Origin of the sequence: Symbiobacterium terraclitae (assembly GCF_017874315.1) — a bacterium.
Classification (GTDB): Bacteria; Bacillota; Sulfobacillia; order Symbiobacteriales; family Symbiobacteriaceae; genus Symbiobacterium; species Symbiobacterium terraclitae.
Genome location: NZ_JAGGLG010000012.1, coordinates 1 through 14,907 on the forward strand (window position 1 = coordinate 1; position 14,907 = coordinate 14,907).

The window sequence follows — 14,907 nt, forward strand, 5'->3', positions numbered from 1 at the left end:
CGACTCGGAGTGCTTGACGAAACGCCGGATGCGTGACCCGCATGTCCGGTGTTGTGAGAGGCCGTAGGGCGACCCTACGGTCTACTCGATCTTCTGCCGTCGTCCGGCGGGGAGGGGGCCCGCGCTCCTCCCTGCTTTCGGTATGCTATAATCGTGCTTGAGTTTTTCAGGGGCTGGACCCGCCGGGGCGGGCCGGCCACCGGGGAGGTCAGACCGGTGCTGCTGGCGATCGACGTAGGCAACACATTCATCGTGCTGGGCGTCTTTGCGGGTGAGCGCCTCGAGGCGGAGTGGGCCGTGCACACGGACCCGCGCAAGACCCTGGATGAGTACGGGCTGCTCTTCACCAGCCTGCTCGAGCGCTCCGGATTCAGCCGTCGCCAGGTGACGGCCGTGACCATCGCGTCGTCGGTGCCGCCGCTCCTGCCCACGCTGGAGTGGATGTGCCAGAAGTACTTCCACCTCAAGCCGCTGGTGATCGGGCCAGGCGTGCGCACGGGCATGATGATCCGGTACGACAACCCACGGGAGGTGGGTGCGGACCGGATCGTCGGCGCGGTCGCGGCCTTTGAGAAGTACGGCGGCCCCCTGATCGTGGTGGACTTCAGCACGGCGATCATCCTGGACGCGATCTCGGCCCGGGGGGAGTACCTGGGCGGCGTGATCGCCCCGGGGATCGACGTCTCGGCCGACGCCCTGTTCCAGTTTGCGGCCAAGCTCCCCCGCATCGAGCTGGCGAAGCCGGAGCGGGCGCTGGCGCGCAACACGGTGCACGCCATGCAGTCTGGCATCATCTTCGGTTTTGCCGGCATGGTGGACGAGCTGGTGGAGCGCATGGCGGCCGAACTCGACCCCCGGCGGCAGGGCTGCAAGGTCGTCGCCACCGGCGAGCAGGCGGAGCTGCTGGCCGGGGAGTGCGCCACGATCCAGCACTACGACCCCTACCTCGCGCTGAACGGCCTTCGCATCATCTACGACCGGCACCAGGCTGCCCGGGGAGGGAGGTAGCGCGCATGCTGCTGGCGATGGACGTCGGGAACACCAACATCACCGTCGGTCTGTTCCTGGACAGCGAACTGATCACCATGTGGCGCCTGGCCGCCGACCGGGCGCAGACCTGGGACGAGTACGGCCTGCAGCTGGTTCACCTCCTGGAGGGCGACGGCCACACCCCCGGCGACATCTCCTGCGCTGCGATGGCGTCGGTGGTTCCGCCGCTCAACGCCGTGCTGAGCCGGGCCGTGCAGCGCTACCTGAACGTGAACCTGAAGGAGCTGCGGAGCAACCTGCGCAGCCTGCCCGCCATCCGGTATGACAACCCCGACGCCCTCGGCACCGACCGGCTGGTGAACGCCCTGGCCGGCTGGGAGATCTACGGGCGTCCGCAGGGCCGGCCTGTGATCGTCGTCGACTTCGGTACGGCCACCAAGCTGGAGTGCGTCAGCGCCGAGGGCGAGTACCTGGGGGGCTGCATCGCCCCGGGCATCGGGATCGCCACGGACGCCCTGACCCGGCGCACGGCCCTGCTGCAGCGGGTGGAGCTGCAGCGGCCGCGGTCCGTGATCGGGCGCAACGTCGTCGCCAGCCTCCAGTCAGGCATCCTCTTCGGGTTCGTCGGCCTGGCCGACGGGCTGGTGCGGCGGCTGGCCAGGGAGATCGCGCCAGCGGGACCGCAGCCGGTGGTTGTGGCCACCGGAGGGCTGGCGGACCTCGTGGCGCCCGAGAGCCACACGATCGAGCTGGTCGACCCGCACCTCACGCTGCAGGGGATCCGGCGCATGTACGAGCTGAACTGGGCCGACCCCGTGCGGGAAGCCTAGCCCGGGCGCGCCGGGAAGGAAAGGGCACGCACTCGGGCGAAACACGGGGAAAGAGGGACAGCTATCCATTCCGCATGCGGGAGGTACCCCGATGTCGATTCTGCGAACCAGGGTGGTCTGCCTGATTGCAGCCCTGCTGCTCCTCACCGCCTGCGCCAGGGAAGCGCAGCCGAAGCAGGTGGATCCCACCCTTGCTGACCTGCGCCAGCGGGTGTCCGCCGCCTTCGACGGCACGGCGTCCAGCGCCGCCCGCCGCGCCGCAGCCGACGATTCGGTGCGGCTTCTGCTTTCACTGCTGCAGCGGCCTGAGTCCTACGAGATCACCGACGAGGAGTGGTCCGCCTCGCCCCGGCCCGGCGTCGAGGTGATGGTGCGCCACGTGGACCTGGGGAGCGGCGTCCACCTTTACGCCCTGGCGCTGCCGGGCCGCAGCCTGGTGGACGAGGCCGACCGGGTCGTCGTCCAGGTGCGCGGCGGCAGCATGCCCTTCGCTTACGAACTGACCCCGCTCCCGCTGGGCCGCCTGGATGCGGCCCGGGTGTACAGCGAGCCCGGTGGGCAGCTGATCACCCTCACGCTGCGCGAGGGCGAGCGCACGGGCTTCGTGGCCCAGTTCAGCGGGCCGGGAAGCGGCCCCTTCGCGCTGGTCTCCGACGCGTTCGCCGGCATGGAGGGGACCTACGGCACCGCACAGCTGAAGCTGGAGGAGGGCATCCTGCGGGTGACCATCGCGGACGGCCCGTGGGCGCCCGCCTTCGACGACCGGGAACGCGGCACCCTCGTGCTGGCGCCGGAGGTCTACCTGAAGTGGGACGGCCGGTTTAAGCTGGTCGACGAGTCGCGGTTTGACGCCGTCACCCTGATGTCCATGGCCACAGATCCGGCCAAGTGGTGCCGCCAGGAGGGCGACTGCCCGCAGGCGGTGTTCGAGGCGCTGTCTGTATCGCCGAAGCAGGCCGCGGAGATCGCCTGGCAGCTGGCCACGGCCAAGCTGACCCGGACGCTGGCGGCGGAGGGCGGCTGGTCGGACGGGCTGGCGCTCCGGCTGCCCGACGGCTCCCGCATCCTCGAGGACGAGGGGCGTGCGCTCTCCGCCCGGCTGCTTACGGTGCCCGCCCCCGAGTCCCTCAAGGGGCTCGCGTATACGGCCGTGCAGTTTCGCACGGGCGGCGGGATCCCGCTCACCCGGGTGCTCGACCTGCCCGGCCCGGTGGAGTCGGTGCGCGTGACGGCCCACCACGGTAACCCGGCCCTCCTGCTGGTCGTCGACGAGACGGCCGACCGGGAAGCCGGTACCGTGGAGAGCCGCGGGGTTCACCTGCTGCTGCTGGACGCCGGCAACGACTGGCAGCCGGCCAGCGACTGGGTGGGCTTCCTGCCCGAGGCGCCGCTGTGGAACATCGCCTCGGTCTCCCCTCACGCGGTCACCATCTCCTGGGACCGGGACCAGATGCCCGACTTCAGCGTGGCGCTGGAGGCGGGTGAGGAGCCGCAGGTGGCGGTCTGCCAGCGGCCCGGGGACTGCCACTACCTGACCTGGGTGGACGGCACGCTCAACTCCCTGCCCATCCTCACCTACTACGTGGCCGAGCTCACCCGTCCGCACACCCCGGGCGAGCTGGAGTGGTACGCGGGTCAGGTGGCCGAGTTCCTGAGGCGGGTCGACCCGGCCTCACCGACGGCCAACCGCCTGCGGCAGCTGATCGACCCGGACGGGCGCTACGGGGTCTCCGTCATTGAGGCCGGCGACAACACGCGGCTGGTCTCGCTCCCCCCCAACCCCACCGGCACGCACCTGGCCATCCTCCACTACCCCGGGCAGGCGCAGCTGGTCGCCACCTACGACGGGGTGGTCTCCCGCTGGGAGGCGGCCCAGATCGTCCAGGCCGGCCAGGAGCGGCGGCTGCTGCTCCTCGGGCGGTCCGACGTGGCGGCGACGCTGCTGGCCTTCAACTGGCAGTACGGCGTCTGGGCGCCCGCCGATCCCCTGGAGGAGGAGGTCAACCGCATCATGGTGCTGTCGCTCCGGGTGATGCACACGCCGGGGGCGGAGCGCCCGGCGCGGGGCCTTATCGTCCTGGGCGGGCAGACGATGCGGGCGTCGCTTAGCAGCACCGGCGCCAGCTTCTGCGAGGGCGTCATGGGCTGCATCAACTACCGGTACGACGGCGGATGGCGACTGGACTAGGCGCGGCGAGGGCCTGCACCCGTGCGTGCAGGCCCTCTTTGTGCCCGTCATTCCGTTCTGTGCATCCATTCGGGGCCGGTCTGGCTGCCGACCCACTCCTCGCCGTCCTCCCAGACTTCCTTCTTCCAGATCGGCACGATCTGCTTCAGCCGCTCGATGGCGTGCCGGCACGCCTCGAACGCGTCCGCCCGGTGGGGCGTGGCGACGGCGATGACGACGCTGGCCTCGGTGATGGCCAGCTTGCCGACCCGGTGGACGATGGCCGTGCGCGCCCCGGGCCAGCGCTCCGCGATCTCCCGCCCGATCTGCTCCATCTGGGCCACGGCCATCTCGGCGTAAGCCTCGTACTCCAGATGTACGGTGCGCCGGCCGTGGGTCCATTCCCGAACCGTGCCCACGAAGACCACGGTGGCGCCGGAGTGGGGGTTGGTCACGCGGGCGGCGATCTCGTCGGCGGAGAGGGGATCGGTGGTGACCTCGAAGAGGGGCCGCTCGGCAGGGCCGGGGGCTCCGCCGCTGACCGGCGGGATGAGTGCGACTTCATCCCCGTCGGCTAGCCGGCGGTCCGGGGTGGCATACTCGCGGTTGATTGCGATGGAGAGGACCGGAGCCAGCCGGGCGAGACCCGGGTAGTCCTTCTGCAGTTGCTCCAGGAGCTGCGCGGCGGTCAGTCCGGTCCAGTCGCCCTGCAGCGAGCGCCGGCCGACCGCGTCGGCCGCGGCGGCAAACAGCTTCACGGTGATCAATGGTGACCCTCCCCGGGGAGTTGGTTCGACCGCACTCAGTATAGAACACCAGCAGGGGGGGCGTCCACCGTCGGGCGCCGCACTTGCGCCGCTTTCCACCTCGCAGGGTGTAGCGTATACTTAGGCTTGGAAGAAGGGGGGCGCCGTCATGGTAGGCGTGGATCTCGTCAGCGTCGGCGTGGTGGAGGAGACCGCGAGCGTGATCCTCGTGCTGCGGGCCGCTGCGCTCGGCCGCCTTCTGGTGATGGAGGTCGGCCTCATGGAAGGCAGGGCGATTGCCCTCGAGGCCGAGGGCGTGCGGACGCCCCGCCCGCTGACGCATGAGCTGACCCACCGCGTGATGGAGGCGCTGGGGGGCACGTTGACGCGGGTGGTGATCTGCGACTACCGTGACCGGACGTTCTTCGCGGACCTCGAACTGCTCACCGCCGAGGGGCGGGAGGTGCTGGTCGACGCGCGCCCCAGCGACGCCATCGCACTGGCTCTGAGGGCCGGCGTCCCGATCGTGGCCGAGGAGGCCGTGCTGGAAGCCGCCGGGGTTCCCGAAGAAGAGCTGGAAGAGGAGCTGGAAGAGGAGGAGGCGACCCCCGACGGGGCGGAGAAGGAGGACGACGGGGAGAAGGGACCCGTCCTGCACTAGCCGGGCGGGGGCGCCGCTACCCGCACCCCACACCGAGGAGGAGATCACATGAGCCGAATGCTACCCGAGTTGAATCCGCCTGAGCGGCTCCTCATGGGGCCCGGCCCTTCCAACGTCGACCCGCGGATCCTCCGGGCGATGGCTACGCCGGTCATCGGGCACCTGGATCCTGCCTTCCTGGGGCTGATGGACGAGACGATGGGTTGGCTCCGCCAGGTGTATCAGACCCGCAACCACCACACGGTCCCCATCTCGGCCACGGGCTCTGCGGGCATCGAGACGATGCTCGTCAACCTGCTGGAGCCCGGTGACGACGTGGTGGTAGGCATCATCGGCTACTTCGGCCAGCGGATGGCCGACGTGGCCGCGCGCACGGGCGCGAACGTTCGGGTGATCGAGGCGCCGCTGGGCGAGTCGATTCCGCCGGAGCGGTTCGAGGAAGAGCTGAAGCGGAAGCCGGCCAAACTGGTGGCCATGGTGCACGCCGAGACCTCTACCGGCGCGGAGCAGGAGGTCGCGGCGGTGGCGGAGATCGCCCACCGGTACGGCGCGCTCCTCGCCATCGACTGCGTGACCTCCCTGGGCGGCATGCCGGTCAAGATCGACGAGTGGGACGTGGACGCGGCGGCCTCCTGCTCCCAGAAGTGCCTCGGGGCACCTCCCGGACTCTCGCCGGTCACCTTCGGCCCGCGGGCGATGGAGGTCGTCTCCGGCCGGAAGTCCAGGTGCCAGTCGTGGTACCTTGACCTGAACCTGCTCTTCGCCTACTGGGGCGACGGCAAGGCCAACACCCGGGTCTTCCACCACACGGGGCCGATCACGATGATCTACGCCATGCGCGAGGCGCTGCGGATTGTGCTGGAGGAGGGGCTCGAGGCCCGGTTTGCCCGCCACCGCAAGGCGCACGAGGCGTTCGTGGCCGGCCTGGAGGCCATGGGACTCTCGCTCTTCACCCGGGGCAGGCGGCTCCCGATGCTGAACGTGATCAACATCCCCGAGGGAATCGACGACCTGACGGTCCGCCGCCGGCTGCTGGAGGAGAACATCGAGATCTCCGGCGGCTTCGGGCCCCTCGCCGGCCGGACCTGGCGAGTCGGCCTGATGGGCGTCAACGCCAACCCCGCCCCGGTGATGCGGCTGCTGAGCGCCCTCGAGACCGCGCTGGTGGAGCAGGGGTACCGGTGCGAACGCGGCGCGGCGGTCGCAGCCGCCCGGGCCGTGTACAAGCAGTAGGTCCCGGGGGACGACAACAGGCGGGGCCCTCCGTCACATGCGGAGGGCCCCGCCTGCTTCTTCTGTCCGCGGCCGGCGGGCTGCTAGGCCCGCTCCGCCCGGAGCGGCTGCCGGAGCCGCAGCGCCTCCTGGCAGGCCGCGGTGATGGCGTGCAGCAGGTCCCGGAACACCTCGGCGGCCGGCGTGGTGGCGAACACGGCAGACGCCACCGCAGGCGAGCCGGCCACGCTCGCCTGATGCCAGCGGGTTACGGGGGGGAGCGGCGGCAGCCCCGGCAGCGCAACGGGGGCGCCCGAACCGCTCATCCCGGGCGTCCGCCGGCCCTGTGCGCCCTCCGGGCCGAAGGCGAGGGAGGAGAAGCAACACACGTACCACCCCCGCGCCACGCCGGGGTCGGAGCGGAAGCCGACCGGCGGCGGGAAGCGGCGCAGGGCGATCCTGATGCCCTCGGCGGTCAGCGAGACGACGCCGTCATCGGTGCGCGCGATCTCGGTCTCGTCCGGGCCGCCGTAGAACGCGCCCATCGGGGCGCCGGCGCCGTCCAGGAAGGTCAGGGTGGGCACGAGCAGCTGCCCGAGTCGGGGAGTGACCCGCTCCACCTCCCTCAGGAGGGATCCCGCCACCACCGGCTGCAGCTCGGCCGTGCGAACGGCTCCCAACCGCATCAGCAAGGGGTAGGGATCGGCGCCGAGTATCTCAATGGCGTCTTGCATCCGAACCAGATGGGCCAGGGGAACCACGTGCCTGGTACCCCCGGCGGCCTCGAGGAGCAGCTGCTGCCGCATTCGCGTCCCTCCTGAGATAGAAATGCATGTTGGGCGAGATAAGCTGCGGTTATATTACAGCAAACGCACCGACTTTCTCTCCCCGGGCGGGAGGTGGTCCTGTCGCCGCCTGTGAAGCGCCTTGAGCCGAAGTGCACAAACTGACGCAAGGGCGATAAGTAACGCTACTGGGAGGAATTGCTCCCAGTAATAGCCTTTCAGAACGTTGACAGTACTTTGGTTGCAGGACTACAATGAGCACGGTCTACAGTCCCCAGGCGCCTTGTACCTACTTCTTGCATCGGAGGACGGGGTAAGGTCCAGTATGAACGGGGAAGGGGTTCCTGACAAGACCATAGGGGGAAGGAGCGTACCAGGGAATGCGAGAGTTCGTGCAGCGCAACCATTTCCTGCTCCGCCGGCTCCACTCGCTGACCGGTGTGGTGCCCGTGGGCCTATTCCTGGTGTTCCATCTGTTCGAGAACTCGAGGGCAATACAGGGAGTTGAGGCCTACAACCACGTCGTAGAGTCGATCAACTCGCTGCCGTTCGTGCTGCTGTTCGAGATCTTCGGCATCTTCCTGCCCCTGTACTTCCACGCCATCTACGGCATCTGGATCGCACTGGACGCCCGGCACAACGTTTCCAACTACAGCTACGGCCGGAACTGGGCGTTCCTGCTGCAGCGCGTCACCGGCCTCATCACGCTCGTCTGGGTTACTTATCATATCTTCCACTTCCGTGTCCCGAAGGCCCTGGGTGCCTACAACGAGGGCACCGCCATGCCGGGCCTGCCCGATTACTTCACCGTGGCCAACGCCTTCGCCGATCCCATCGTGGCGACGATCTACGGCATCGGCATCATCGCCGCGGCCTACCACTTCGCCAACGGCCTCTACACGTTCCTCATCACCTGGGGCATCACCATCGGGCCGCGCAGCCAGCGGGTCTCCAGTGTGGTGACGAACGTGCTCTTCGTCATGGTCTCGGCGATGGGCCTCACCGCCCTGTTCGCATTCCGCTGATGTAGGAGGGAACAGTCGTGCGCAATCTGATCGTCGTTGGCGGTGGCCTGGCCGGGCTCATGGCGGTGATCAAGGCCGCAGAGGCCGGGTTCCACGTCGACCTCATCTCGCTGGTTCCCGTAAAGCGTTCCCACTCCGTGTGCGCGCAGGGGGGCATCAACGGCGCCGTCAACACCAAGGGCGAGGGCGACTCCCCCTGGATCCACTTCGATGATTCGGTCTACGGCGGCGACTTCCTCGCGGACCAGCCGCCCGTCAAGGCGATGTGCGAGGCGGCCCCCGGCATCATCTACCTCTTCGACCGGATGGGCGTGCCGTTCAACCGCACGCCGGAAGGGCTGATCGACTTCCGCCGCTTCGGCGGCACGCTGCACCACCGCACCGCCTTCTCCGGCGGCTCCACCGGCCAGCAGCTGCTCTACGCGCTGGATGAGCAGGTGCGCCGCTTCGAGGTGGACGGCAAGGTTACCAAGTGGGAGGGCTGGGACTTCACCGGCCTCGTCCTCCACGAGGGGCGCGTGGTCGGCTGTACCGCGCAGAACCTGACCACGATGGAGTTCCGGGCCTTCAAGTCGGATGCCGTCATCATGGCCACCGGCGGCATCGGCATGATCTTCGGCAAGTCCACCAACTCCGTGATCAACACCGGTTCCGCGGCGGCCATCGTCTACCAGCAGGGCGCGTGGTACGCCAACGGCGAGATGATCCAGGTGCACCCCACCGCCATCCCGGGCGACGACAAGCTGCGGCTCATGTCCGAGTCGATCCGCGGTGAGGGCGGGCGCGTCTGGACGTACAAGGATGGCAAGCCCTGGTACTTCCTCGAGGAGAAGTACCCGAAGTACGGCAACCTGGTCCCGCGCGACATCGCCACCCGCGAGATCTTCGACGTCTGCGTCAACCAGAAGCTGGGCGTGGACGGCAAGAACATGGTCTACCTGGATGTGAGCCACATCCCCGCGGAGACCCTGCGCCGCCGCATCGGCAACCTGATCGACATGTACAAGAAGTTCGTCGGCGACGACGCGACCAAGGTGCCGATGAAGATCTTCCCGGGTGTCCACTATACCATGGGCGGCCTATGGGCTGGGTACGAAAAGAAGGCCAACAACGACATGGACCTCGACAGCCCGAAGAGCTTCATGACCAACATCCCCGGGCTGTACGCCGCCGGCGAGGCCTCCTTCCAGCACCACGGCGCCAACCGTCTGGGCGCCAACTCCCTGGTCTCCTGCGTCTTTGACGGCATGGTGACCGGTCCCGCGGCCGTGCGGTACATCAAGGGCCTCAACACCACCCCCGCCGAGGAGCTTCCCGACTCGATCTTCGAGGCGGCGGTGCGCGAGGCCCAGGAGAAGTACCAGCGCATCCTGCGCATGGACGGCCCGGAGAACCCCTACGTCATCGCCGACGAGCTCGGCAAGGTCATGACCGACAACGTCACCGTCGTGCGGTACAACAAGAACCTCGAGGAGACGCTGGTGAAGATCGCCGAGCTCAAGGAGCGCTACTGGCGGATCGGCGTGCCCGACACCGGCAGCCACTCCAACCAGCCGGCCGTCTTCACCCGCTGGCTCCACGGCATGCTGGTGCTCGCCGAGGTCATCACCAAGGGTGCCCTGGCCCGCAACGAGTCCCGCGGCGCCCACTACAAGCCGGAGTTCCCCGAGCGAGACGACGTGAACTGGCTCAAGACCACGATCGCTAGGCACACCGAGTCCGGGCCCGAGCTGAGCTATATCCCCGTCGACGTCACCCACATCCAGCCGCGCAAGCGGGACTACACCAAGAAGTAAGGGGGTACGGGAACCGTGGCCGAGCAGAAGTTCATCCAGCTCCGGATCAGGCGGCAGGAGGGCCCAGACAAGCCGTTCTACTGGGAGGAGTTCCGGCTCCCGTACCGTCCCAACGCCAACATCATCTCCTGCCTGATGGAGATTCAGCGCAACCCGGTCAACGCCGAGGGCAAGCGCACCACGCCCGTCACGTGGGACTGCAACTGCCTGGAAGAGGTGTGCGGCGCCTGCTCCATGGTCATCAACGGCAAGGCCCGCCAGGCCTGCTCCGCGCTGGTTGACACCCTGGAGCAGCCGATCACCCTCGAGCCGCTGAAGTCCTTCCCGCTCGTGCGCGACCTGATGGTCGACCGCTCCCGCATGTTTGAGGCGCTCAAGCGGGTGCGGGCCTGGATCCCCATCGACGGCACGCACGACCTGGGTCCCGGCCCCCGGCAGTCGCCGTACGACCAGGAGTGGATGTATAAGCTGTCCGAGTGCATGACGTGCGGCTGCTGCATGGAGGCTTGCCCCAACTACAACGAGACGACCGACTTCATCGGTCCCGCCCCGATCTCGCAGGCCCGGCTCTTCAACGCCCATCCCACGGGCAAGATGCACGCCCACGAGCGGCTGGAGGCCCTGGCCGGCCCCGGCGGCGTCATGGAGTGCGGCAGCGCCCAGAACTGCGTGCGGGCCTGCCCGAAGGAGATCCCGCTCACCACGTCGATCGCCGACATCCAGCGCCAGCTTACAGGGTACATGGTCAAGAAGATGTTCGGGAAGTAAGCATCAGGGTCCGCCAGCCCGGTTCCGGGCGGCGGACCCTATCCGTTCAGGGAGGTCCAGTTCAGGTAGAGCAGCGGCAGCTGCCAGGGCAGGGTGGCCATCAGCGCGATGGCCAGCGTGCGCGCGGGCGGCAATCCAGAGACCGCCCGGATCCCCGCGGTGAGCGCCCCGATCCGCCACACCAGGAAGGGCAGCGACAGCCAGAGCGAGAGCATGTCCTGCTCCTTGAGGGCCGGGACGAAGGTGACCACGTCCTCCGCCAGGAAGAACACCCAGATCAGGCCGGTGTACTTCATCGCGTCGGCCAGCCTGATGCGCCAGCCGAATGCCAGTCCGCTCCAGAAGAGCAGCCCCACCTGGACACTGAAGATCATGAAGAGCAGGCTGAAGAGGTTGAACAACAGCAGGTCGGCGGGCACGCCCGGCCCCGCCGCACGGACGTCGGGGTGGAACAGCAGCATGACCGCCTCGATCGTGAAAACGCAGAGGAGGATCCACAAGTAGGCGTACCGCATCTCCTTCTGCGCCTGCGCGAAGGTCTCTGCCGGCCGGAGCAGCATCCCGCGAATCCAGTCAGGCAGCGCCAATGTAACCTCGCTCCTTATCAGTCATAGGGCAGCGGCTCCCGCCGTGCCGCCACGCTCTGGGTCAGGCCGATCGCGGCCATGTTGGCCACGAGGGCCGTGGGGCCGTAGCTCACGAAGGGCAGCGGGATGCCGGTCACCGGCATCAGCCCCATCGTCATGCCGACGTTCTCCAGCACGTGCGCGCCGAAGAGCGCCGCGACGCCCACGACGATCAGCGTACCATAGCGGTCGTTGGCCGAGAAGGCGATCACCGCCAGCCTGAGGAAGAGCAGCGCGTACAGCCCCAGCAGCACCGCGCCGCCCACAAACCCCCACTCCTCGACCAGCGCCGCGAAGACGAAGTCGGTGTGGGGGAAGGGGAGCCAGCCGTTCTGCTGGTACTCGCCCTTGCCGTACCCCTTGCCCCAGATGTCGCCGGAGGCGATGGCCATCTTCGACTGCAGCACCTGGTAGCCGGCGCCCTCGGGATCCTTCTCGGGGTAGAGGAAGGCGTCGATGCGATTCCACTGCCCCGGGTTGATGTTCAGCGGAAAGACTGTACCGTAGGTGTAGTGGCTCCAGACCGATCCGACCACGAACGCGGCCGCCAGCACGCCTGCGGCCAGCAGCTTGCGGCCCGGAAATCCGCGGCCGTACACCATGACGACACCGATGACGGCGAAGACCAGCGCCGTGCCCAGGTCCTTCTGCAGCACGACCGCCCCCAGGACCGGCATGACGTGGAGAATCGGTGGCGCCAGGTGCCACCACGCCTCGAGCCTCTCCATGTCGTCCAGCTGCTTCGCCAGCGTGACGATCAGGAGGACCTTGCCGAGCTCGGAGGGCTGTACCATGATGACGCCGAGGTCCAGCCAGTTCTTGTTGCCCATGACCTCGACGCCGAAGGCGACGACGGCGAACAGCATCGCGATGTTGAAGGCGTATACCCACCAGTGGAGGGTTCGCAGTTCATTGTAGTCGAGCAGGACGAGGATCGCCCAGGCGACCATTCCCATGATCAGCGCAGCCGCCTGCTTGATGAGGTCCGCCTTGACCTCGTAGCTCGGCGCTGCGCTGGAGATCACGACGAAGCCGACGGCGGTGATCGCGAGCACGATAGCGAAGAGCGGCCAGTCGATCATCTTCCAGAAGCGCGGGTGCCAGTACAGTGCGATCACCTCCGCAGCGGTATACCATTTCGTATGACTTGATCAAACCCCTCCTGGTTGCTTCTGGGGACGAACAAAATACGGTGCCACCGCAGGGTGGCACCGGCACAGATCATAGCGGTTTCGGCTAGACCTTCTTGACGGGCAGGCCCAGGTTCCCCCGGCCGCCGTCCCGGGGCCTCGCCTCGTTCACGGTGAGCGGGCGTCCGGCCCACTCGGCGCCGTTCAGGGCATCGATGACCAGCTGGGCTGCCTCGTCCGGCACCTCGACAAACCCGAAACCGCGGCTGCGGCCGGTCTCTCGGTCTGTCACAATGCGAGCGGAGATGACCTCGCAGTATTGCGAAACGGCATTGTGCAGGTCGTCACTGGTGGCGGCCCACGGCAGGTTACCGAAATAAAGGGTCTTGGCCATCTGCTCTCGTACTCCCGTCTCTTTGGATTTCTCGCAGCCGGTTGCCCCGCAGGCAACATCGCGATGCTTAATTCAGTTTACACGTAGGGCTGGTCATGGTGCAAGAGGGTTTGACCACGCGGCGCGCTTTGGTTACAGTGAAATCACCCAGATTGTGGAGGGGTTGCTGTGCTGCGAAGGTTGGTGGCTGCGCTGCTGAGTCTCGTGCTTCTGGCAAGCTGCGCCGAGCCTCAGAACGGCGGCGCCGGGGCGGTCGCCGTACAGCCTCCCGCCGAGTCCGGAGACTCGCCGGGGGTGACAACCGGCGCTCCGCCTGCACCTGAGGCTGCCCCATCAGTCTATGATCTTGTCATCCGCGGTGGTACTCTCGTCGACGGTACCGGAGCCTCCCGCTACCGGGGAGACGTGGCGATCGTCGGCGACCGCATCGTCGCCGTGGGTGAGCTGGGCCTCTACACGGCCGACCGCGTCATCGACGCAGAGGGGATGGTCGTGGCGCCCGGGTTCATCAACCCGCACTCCCACACCCACGACGACCTGCTCAACCCCTTTGTTGAACGCGACGCCAAGGCGTCGCTGATGCAGGGGATCACGACGGAGTTCGGCGGGGTCGACGGCCGCTCCCCGGTGGACATCGCAGCCGCCCTTGCGCAGCTGGAGGAAGAGGGGACAGGCGTCAACTTCGGCCTGTTCCTGGGCCAGGGGTCGGTGCGGGCGCACGTGATGGGCTGGGCCCCGGGTCCGGCCGGTGAAGCGCAGCTGGCCGAGATGAAGCGGCTGGTGCGCGCGGGCATGGAGGCCGGCGCATTCGGCCTCTCCACCGGCCTCGAGTACCAGCCGGGCTCCTTCGCTGACCAGGCCGAGCTGACGGCGCTGGTCGCCGAGACCGCCCCCTACGGGGGCATCTACTCGACGCACGTGCGCAGCGAGGGCGACCGGGTGGTCGAAGCCATCCGGGAGGCGCTGGCGATCGGCGCTGAGGCCGGCGTGCCCGTGAACCTGGCCCACCTCAAGATCGTGCACTACCGCAACTGGGCGAAGGAGGACGAGGTGGTCGCGCTCATCGAGGAAGCCCGGAGGGCCGGCCAGCGGGTCTTCGCCGACGTCTACCCCTACCTGGCGCCGGACTACGCGGTCAACCGGCCCCTATCGGAATGGGCCGCGCTCCTTCCGCCCGAGCACCTGCTGATCGTGGACGGCGCCGCGGAGGAGCTGCACGGGCTGACCGTGGCCGAGGCCGCCTCCCGCCTGGGCGTCCCCGCGGCGGAGGCCGCAGGCAGGCTGCTCGCCCGCTACCCGTCCGTGCGCATCGTCGCGCTGGTCTCCAGCGGGAGCGCCATGCGCCGGTTCTTCCAGGCCGAGTGGAGCCTGGTCTCCACGGACGGCGAGGCCCAGCCCAAGCTGGCCACGGCGGCGGAGGCTCGGCGTTACGCTTTCCACCGGCGCTCCTACGGAGCCTACCCGCAGCTGCTGGGCACGCTCGTGCGGGAGGAGAAGCTGCTGACGCTGGAGCAGGCCGTGCGCAAGGCCACCGGCCAGGTGGCCGACGAGTTCGGCCTGACGGACCGGGGATACCTGAAGGCGGGGCAGTTCGCGGACGTGGTCGTGTTCGACCCGGAGACCATCGCAGACCGCACCACGTGGTTGAGCCCCCAGGAGTACCCTGAGGGCATCGCCTACGTGCTCGTCAACGGCCACGTGGTGGTGGAGCAGGGAGAGTGGAAGGGAGGACGGTACGGCCGCCTGCTCCGCCGCGGCGAGTAAGGAGGTGACGTGC

At 68.2% G+C, this 14,907-nt stretch carries 14 protein-coding genes; 9 read left to right on the forward strand and 5 right to left on the reverse strand.

Going from position 1 to position 14,907, the window contains the following annotated elements; translation table 11 throughout:
* Window positions 1–216 precede the first annotated feature (216 nt).
* The 3 genes from J2Z79_RS08500 (at window position 217) to J2Z79_RS08510 (ending at window position 4,008) form a co-directional block, all read left to right on the forward strand.
* Window positions 217–1,008 carry a type III pantothenate kinase gene (locus tag J2Z79_RS08500; protein ID WP_209466445.1) on the forward strand — a complete coding sequence of 264 codons (792 nt, stop codon included), beginning with the start codon at window positions 217–219 and terminating at the stop codon, window positions 1,006–1,008.
* 5 nt (window positions 1,009–1,013) lie between these two features.
* On the forward strand, window positions 1,014–1,820 hold the full coding sequence (locus J2Z79_RS08505) for a type III pantothenate kinase (protein ID WP_209466446.1): 807 nt from the start codon (window positions 1,014–1,016) through the stop codon (window positions 1,818–1,820).
* Window positions 1,821–1,911: 91 nt separating this feature from the next.
* Entirely contained in the window at window positions 1,912–4,008 is a 2,097-nt protein-coding gene (locus J2Z79_RS08510) for a hypothetical protein (RefSeq protein ID WP_209466447.1), read from the forward strand.
* Window positions 4,009–4,055: 47 nt separating this feature from the next.
* On the opposite strand, the gene J2Z79_RS18905 is transcribed toward J2Z79_RS08510, so the two are convergent.
* Complete coding sequence (locus J2Z79_RS18905) at window positions 4,056–4,745, reverse strand: molybdenum cofactor biosynthesis protein (RefSeq protein WP_209466530.1); 690 nt, start codon at window positions 4,743–4,745, stop codon at window positions 4,056–4,058.
* Between the two features lie 157 nt (window positions 4,746–4,902).
* Between J2Z79_RS18905 and J2Z79_RS08520 the strand changes: the two genes are divergently transcribed.
* Entirely contained in the window at window positions 4,903–5,394 is a 492-nt protein-coding gene (locus J2Z79_RS08520) for a bifunctional nuclease family protein (protein ID WP_209466448.1), read from the forward strand.
* Window positions 5,395–5,442: 48 nt separating this feature from the next.
* Window positions 5,443–6,627: a pyridoxal-phosphate-dependent aminotransferase family protein gene (locus tag J2Z79_RS08525; RefSeq protein WP_209466449.1), complete on the forward strand. Its 1,185-nt coding sequence runs from the start codon at window positions 5,443–5,445 to the stop codon at window positions 6,625–6,627.
* Between the two features lie 83 nt (window positions 6,628–6,710).
* Here the strand turns inward: J2Z79_RS08525 and J2Z79_RS08530 are convergent, their stop codons facing one another.
* Window positions 6,711–7,412, reverse strand: coding sequence for a hypothetical protein (locus J2Z79_RS08530; RefSeq protein WP_209466450.1), 702 nt, complete (start codon window positions 7,410–7,412; stop codon window positions 6,711–6,713).
* Between the two features lie 359 nt (window positions 7,413–7,771).
* Here J2Z79_RS08530 and J2Z79_RS08535 point away from each other — a divergent pair, with 359 nt between their 5' ends.
* From J2Z79_RS08535 to sdhB, 3 genes are read left to right on the forward strand one after another with little or no spacing between them, the layout of a single operon-like run.
* The gene (locus J2Z79_RS08535) at window positions 7,772–8,416 is read left to right on the forward strand and encodes a succinate dehydrogenase cytochrome b558 subunit (protein WP_245302476.1); all 645 of its coding nucleotides are present in this window, start codon (window positions 7,772–7,774) and stop codon (window positions 8,414–8,416) included.
* 17 nt (window positions 8,417–8,433) lie between these two features.
* Window positions 8,434–10,212, forward strand: a complete 1,779-nt coding sequence (gene sdhA, locus J2Z79_RS08540; RefSeq protein WP_209466451.1) for a succinate dehydrogenase flavoprotein subunit — start codon at window positions 8,434–8,436, stop codon at window positions 10,210–10,212.
* 15 nt (window positions 10,213–10,227) lie between these two features.
* Complete coding sequence (sdhB, locus tag J2Z79_RS08545; RefSeq protein WP_209466452.1) at window positions 10,228–10,980, forward strand: succinate dehydrogenase iron-sulfur subunit; 753 nt, start codon at window positions 10,228–10,230, stop codon at window positions 10,978–10,980.
* A 38-nt stretch (window positions 10,981–11,018) separates the two neighbouring features.
* Here sdhB and J2Z79_RS08550 read toward each other — a convergent pair whose 3' ends face one another.
* From J2Z79_RS08550 to J2Z79_RS08560, 3 genes are all read right to left on the reverse strand, one after another.
* Window positions 11,019–11,567, reverse strand: a complete 549-nt coding sequence (locus J2Z79_RS08550) for a hypothetical protein (RefSeq protein WP_209466453.1) — start codon at window positions 11,565–11,567, stop codon at window positions 11,019–11,021.
* Window positions 11,568–11,584: 17 nt separating this feature from the next.
* Window positions 11,585–12,724: a rod shape-determining protein RodA gene (gene rodA / locus J2Z79_RS08555; RefSeq protein ID WP_209466454.1), complete on the reverse strand. Its 1,140-nt coding sequence runs from the start codon at window positions 12,722–12,724 to the stop codon at window positions 11,585–11,587.
* A gap of 118 nt (window positions 12,725–12,842) precedes the next feature.
* Window positions 12,843–13,130 carry an RNA recognition motif domain-containing protein gene (locus J2Z79_RS08560; RefSeq protein ID WP_209466455.1) on the reverse strand — a complete coding sequence of 96 codons (288 nt, stop codon included), beginning with the start codon at window positions 13,128–13,130 and terminating at the stop codon, window positions 12,843–12,845.
* Between the two features lie 405 nt (window positions 13,131–13,535).
* On the opposite strand from J2Z79_RS08560, the gene J2Z79_RS08565 reads away from it, so the two are divergent.
* Window positions 13,536–14,894, forward strand: coding sequence for an N-acyl-D-amino-acid deacylase family protein (locus tag J2Z79_RS08565; RefSeq protein ID WP_209466456.1), 1,359 nt, complete (start codon window positions 13,536–13,538; stop codon window positions 14,892–14,894).
* Window positions 14,895–14,907: the final 13 nt, after the last annotated feature.

Bases quoted from the DNA above. Each gene is read 5' to 3' on its own strand.
- J2Z79_RS08535 (WP_245302476.1), top strand. From the start codon at position 7,772: ATGCGAGAGTTCGTGCAGCGCAACCATTTCCTGCTCCGCCGGCTCCAC.
- J2Z79_RS08505 (WP_209466446.1), top strand. From the start codon at position 1,014: ATGCTGCTGGCGATGGACGTCGGGAACACCAACATCACCGTCGGTCTG.
- J2Z79_RS08510 (WP_209466447.1), top strand. From the start codon at position 1,912: ATGTCGATTCTGCGAACCAGGGTGGTCTGCCTGATTGCAGCCCTGCTG.
- J2Z79_RS08560 (WP_209466455.1), bottom strand. From the start codon at position 13,130: ATGGCCAAGACCCTTTATTTCGGTAACCTGCCGTGGGCCGCCACCAGT.
- J2Z79_RS08520 (WP_209466448.1), top strand. From the start codon at position 4,903: ATGGTAGGCGTGGATCTCGTCAGCGTCGGCGTGGTGGAGGAGACCGCG.
- J2Z79_RS08530 (WP_209466450.1), bottom strand. From the start codon at position 7,412: ATGCGGCAGCAGCTGCTCCTCGAGGCCGCCGGGGGTACCAGGCACGTG.
- J2Z79_RS08525 (WP_209466449.1), top strand. From the start codon at position 5,443: ATGAGCCGAATGCTACCCGAGTTGAATCCGCCTGAGCGGCTCCTCATG.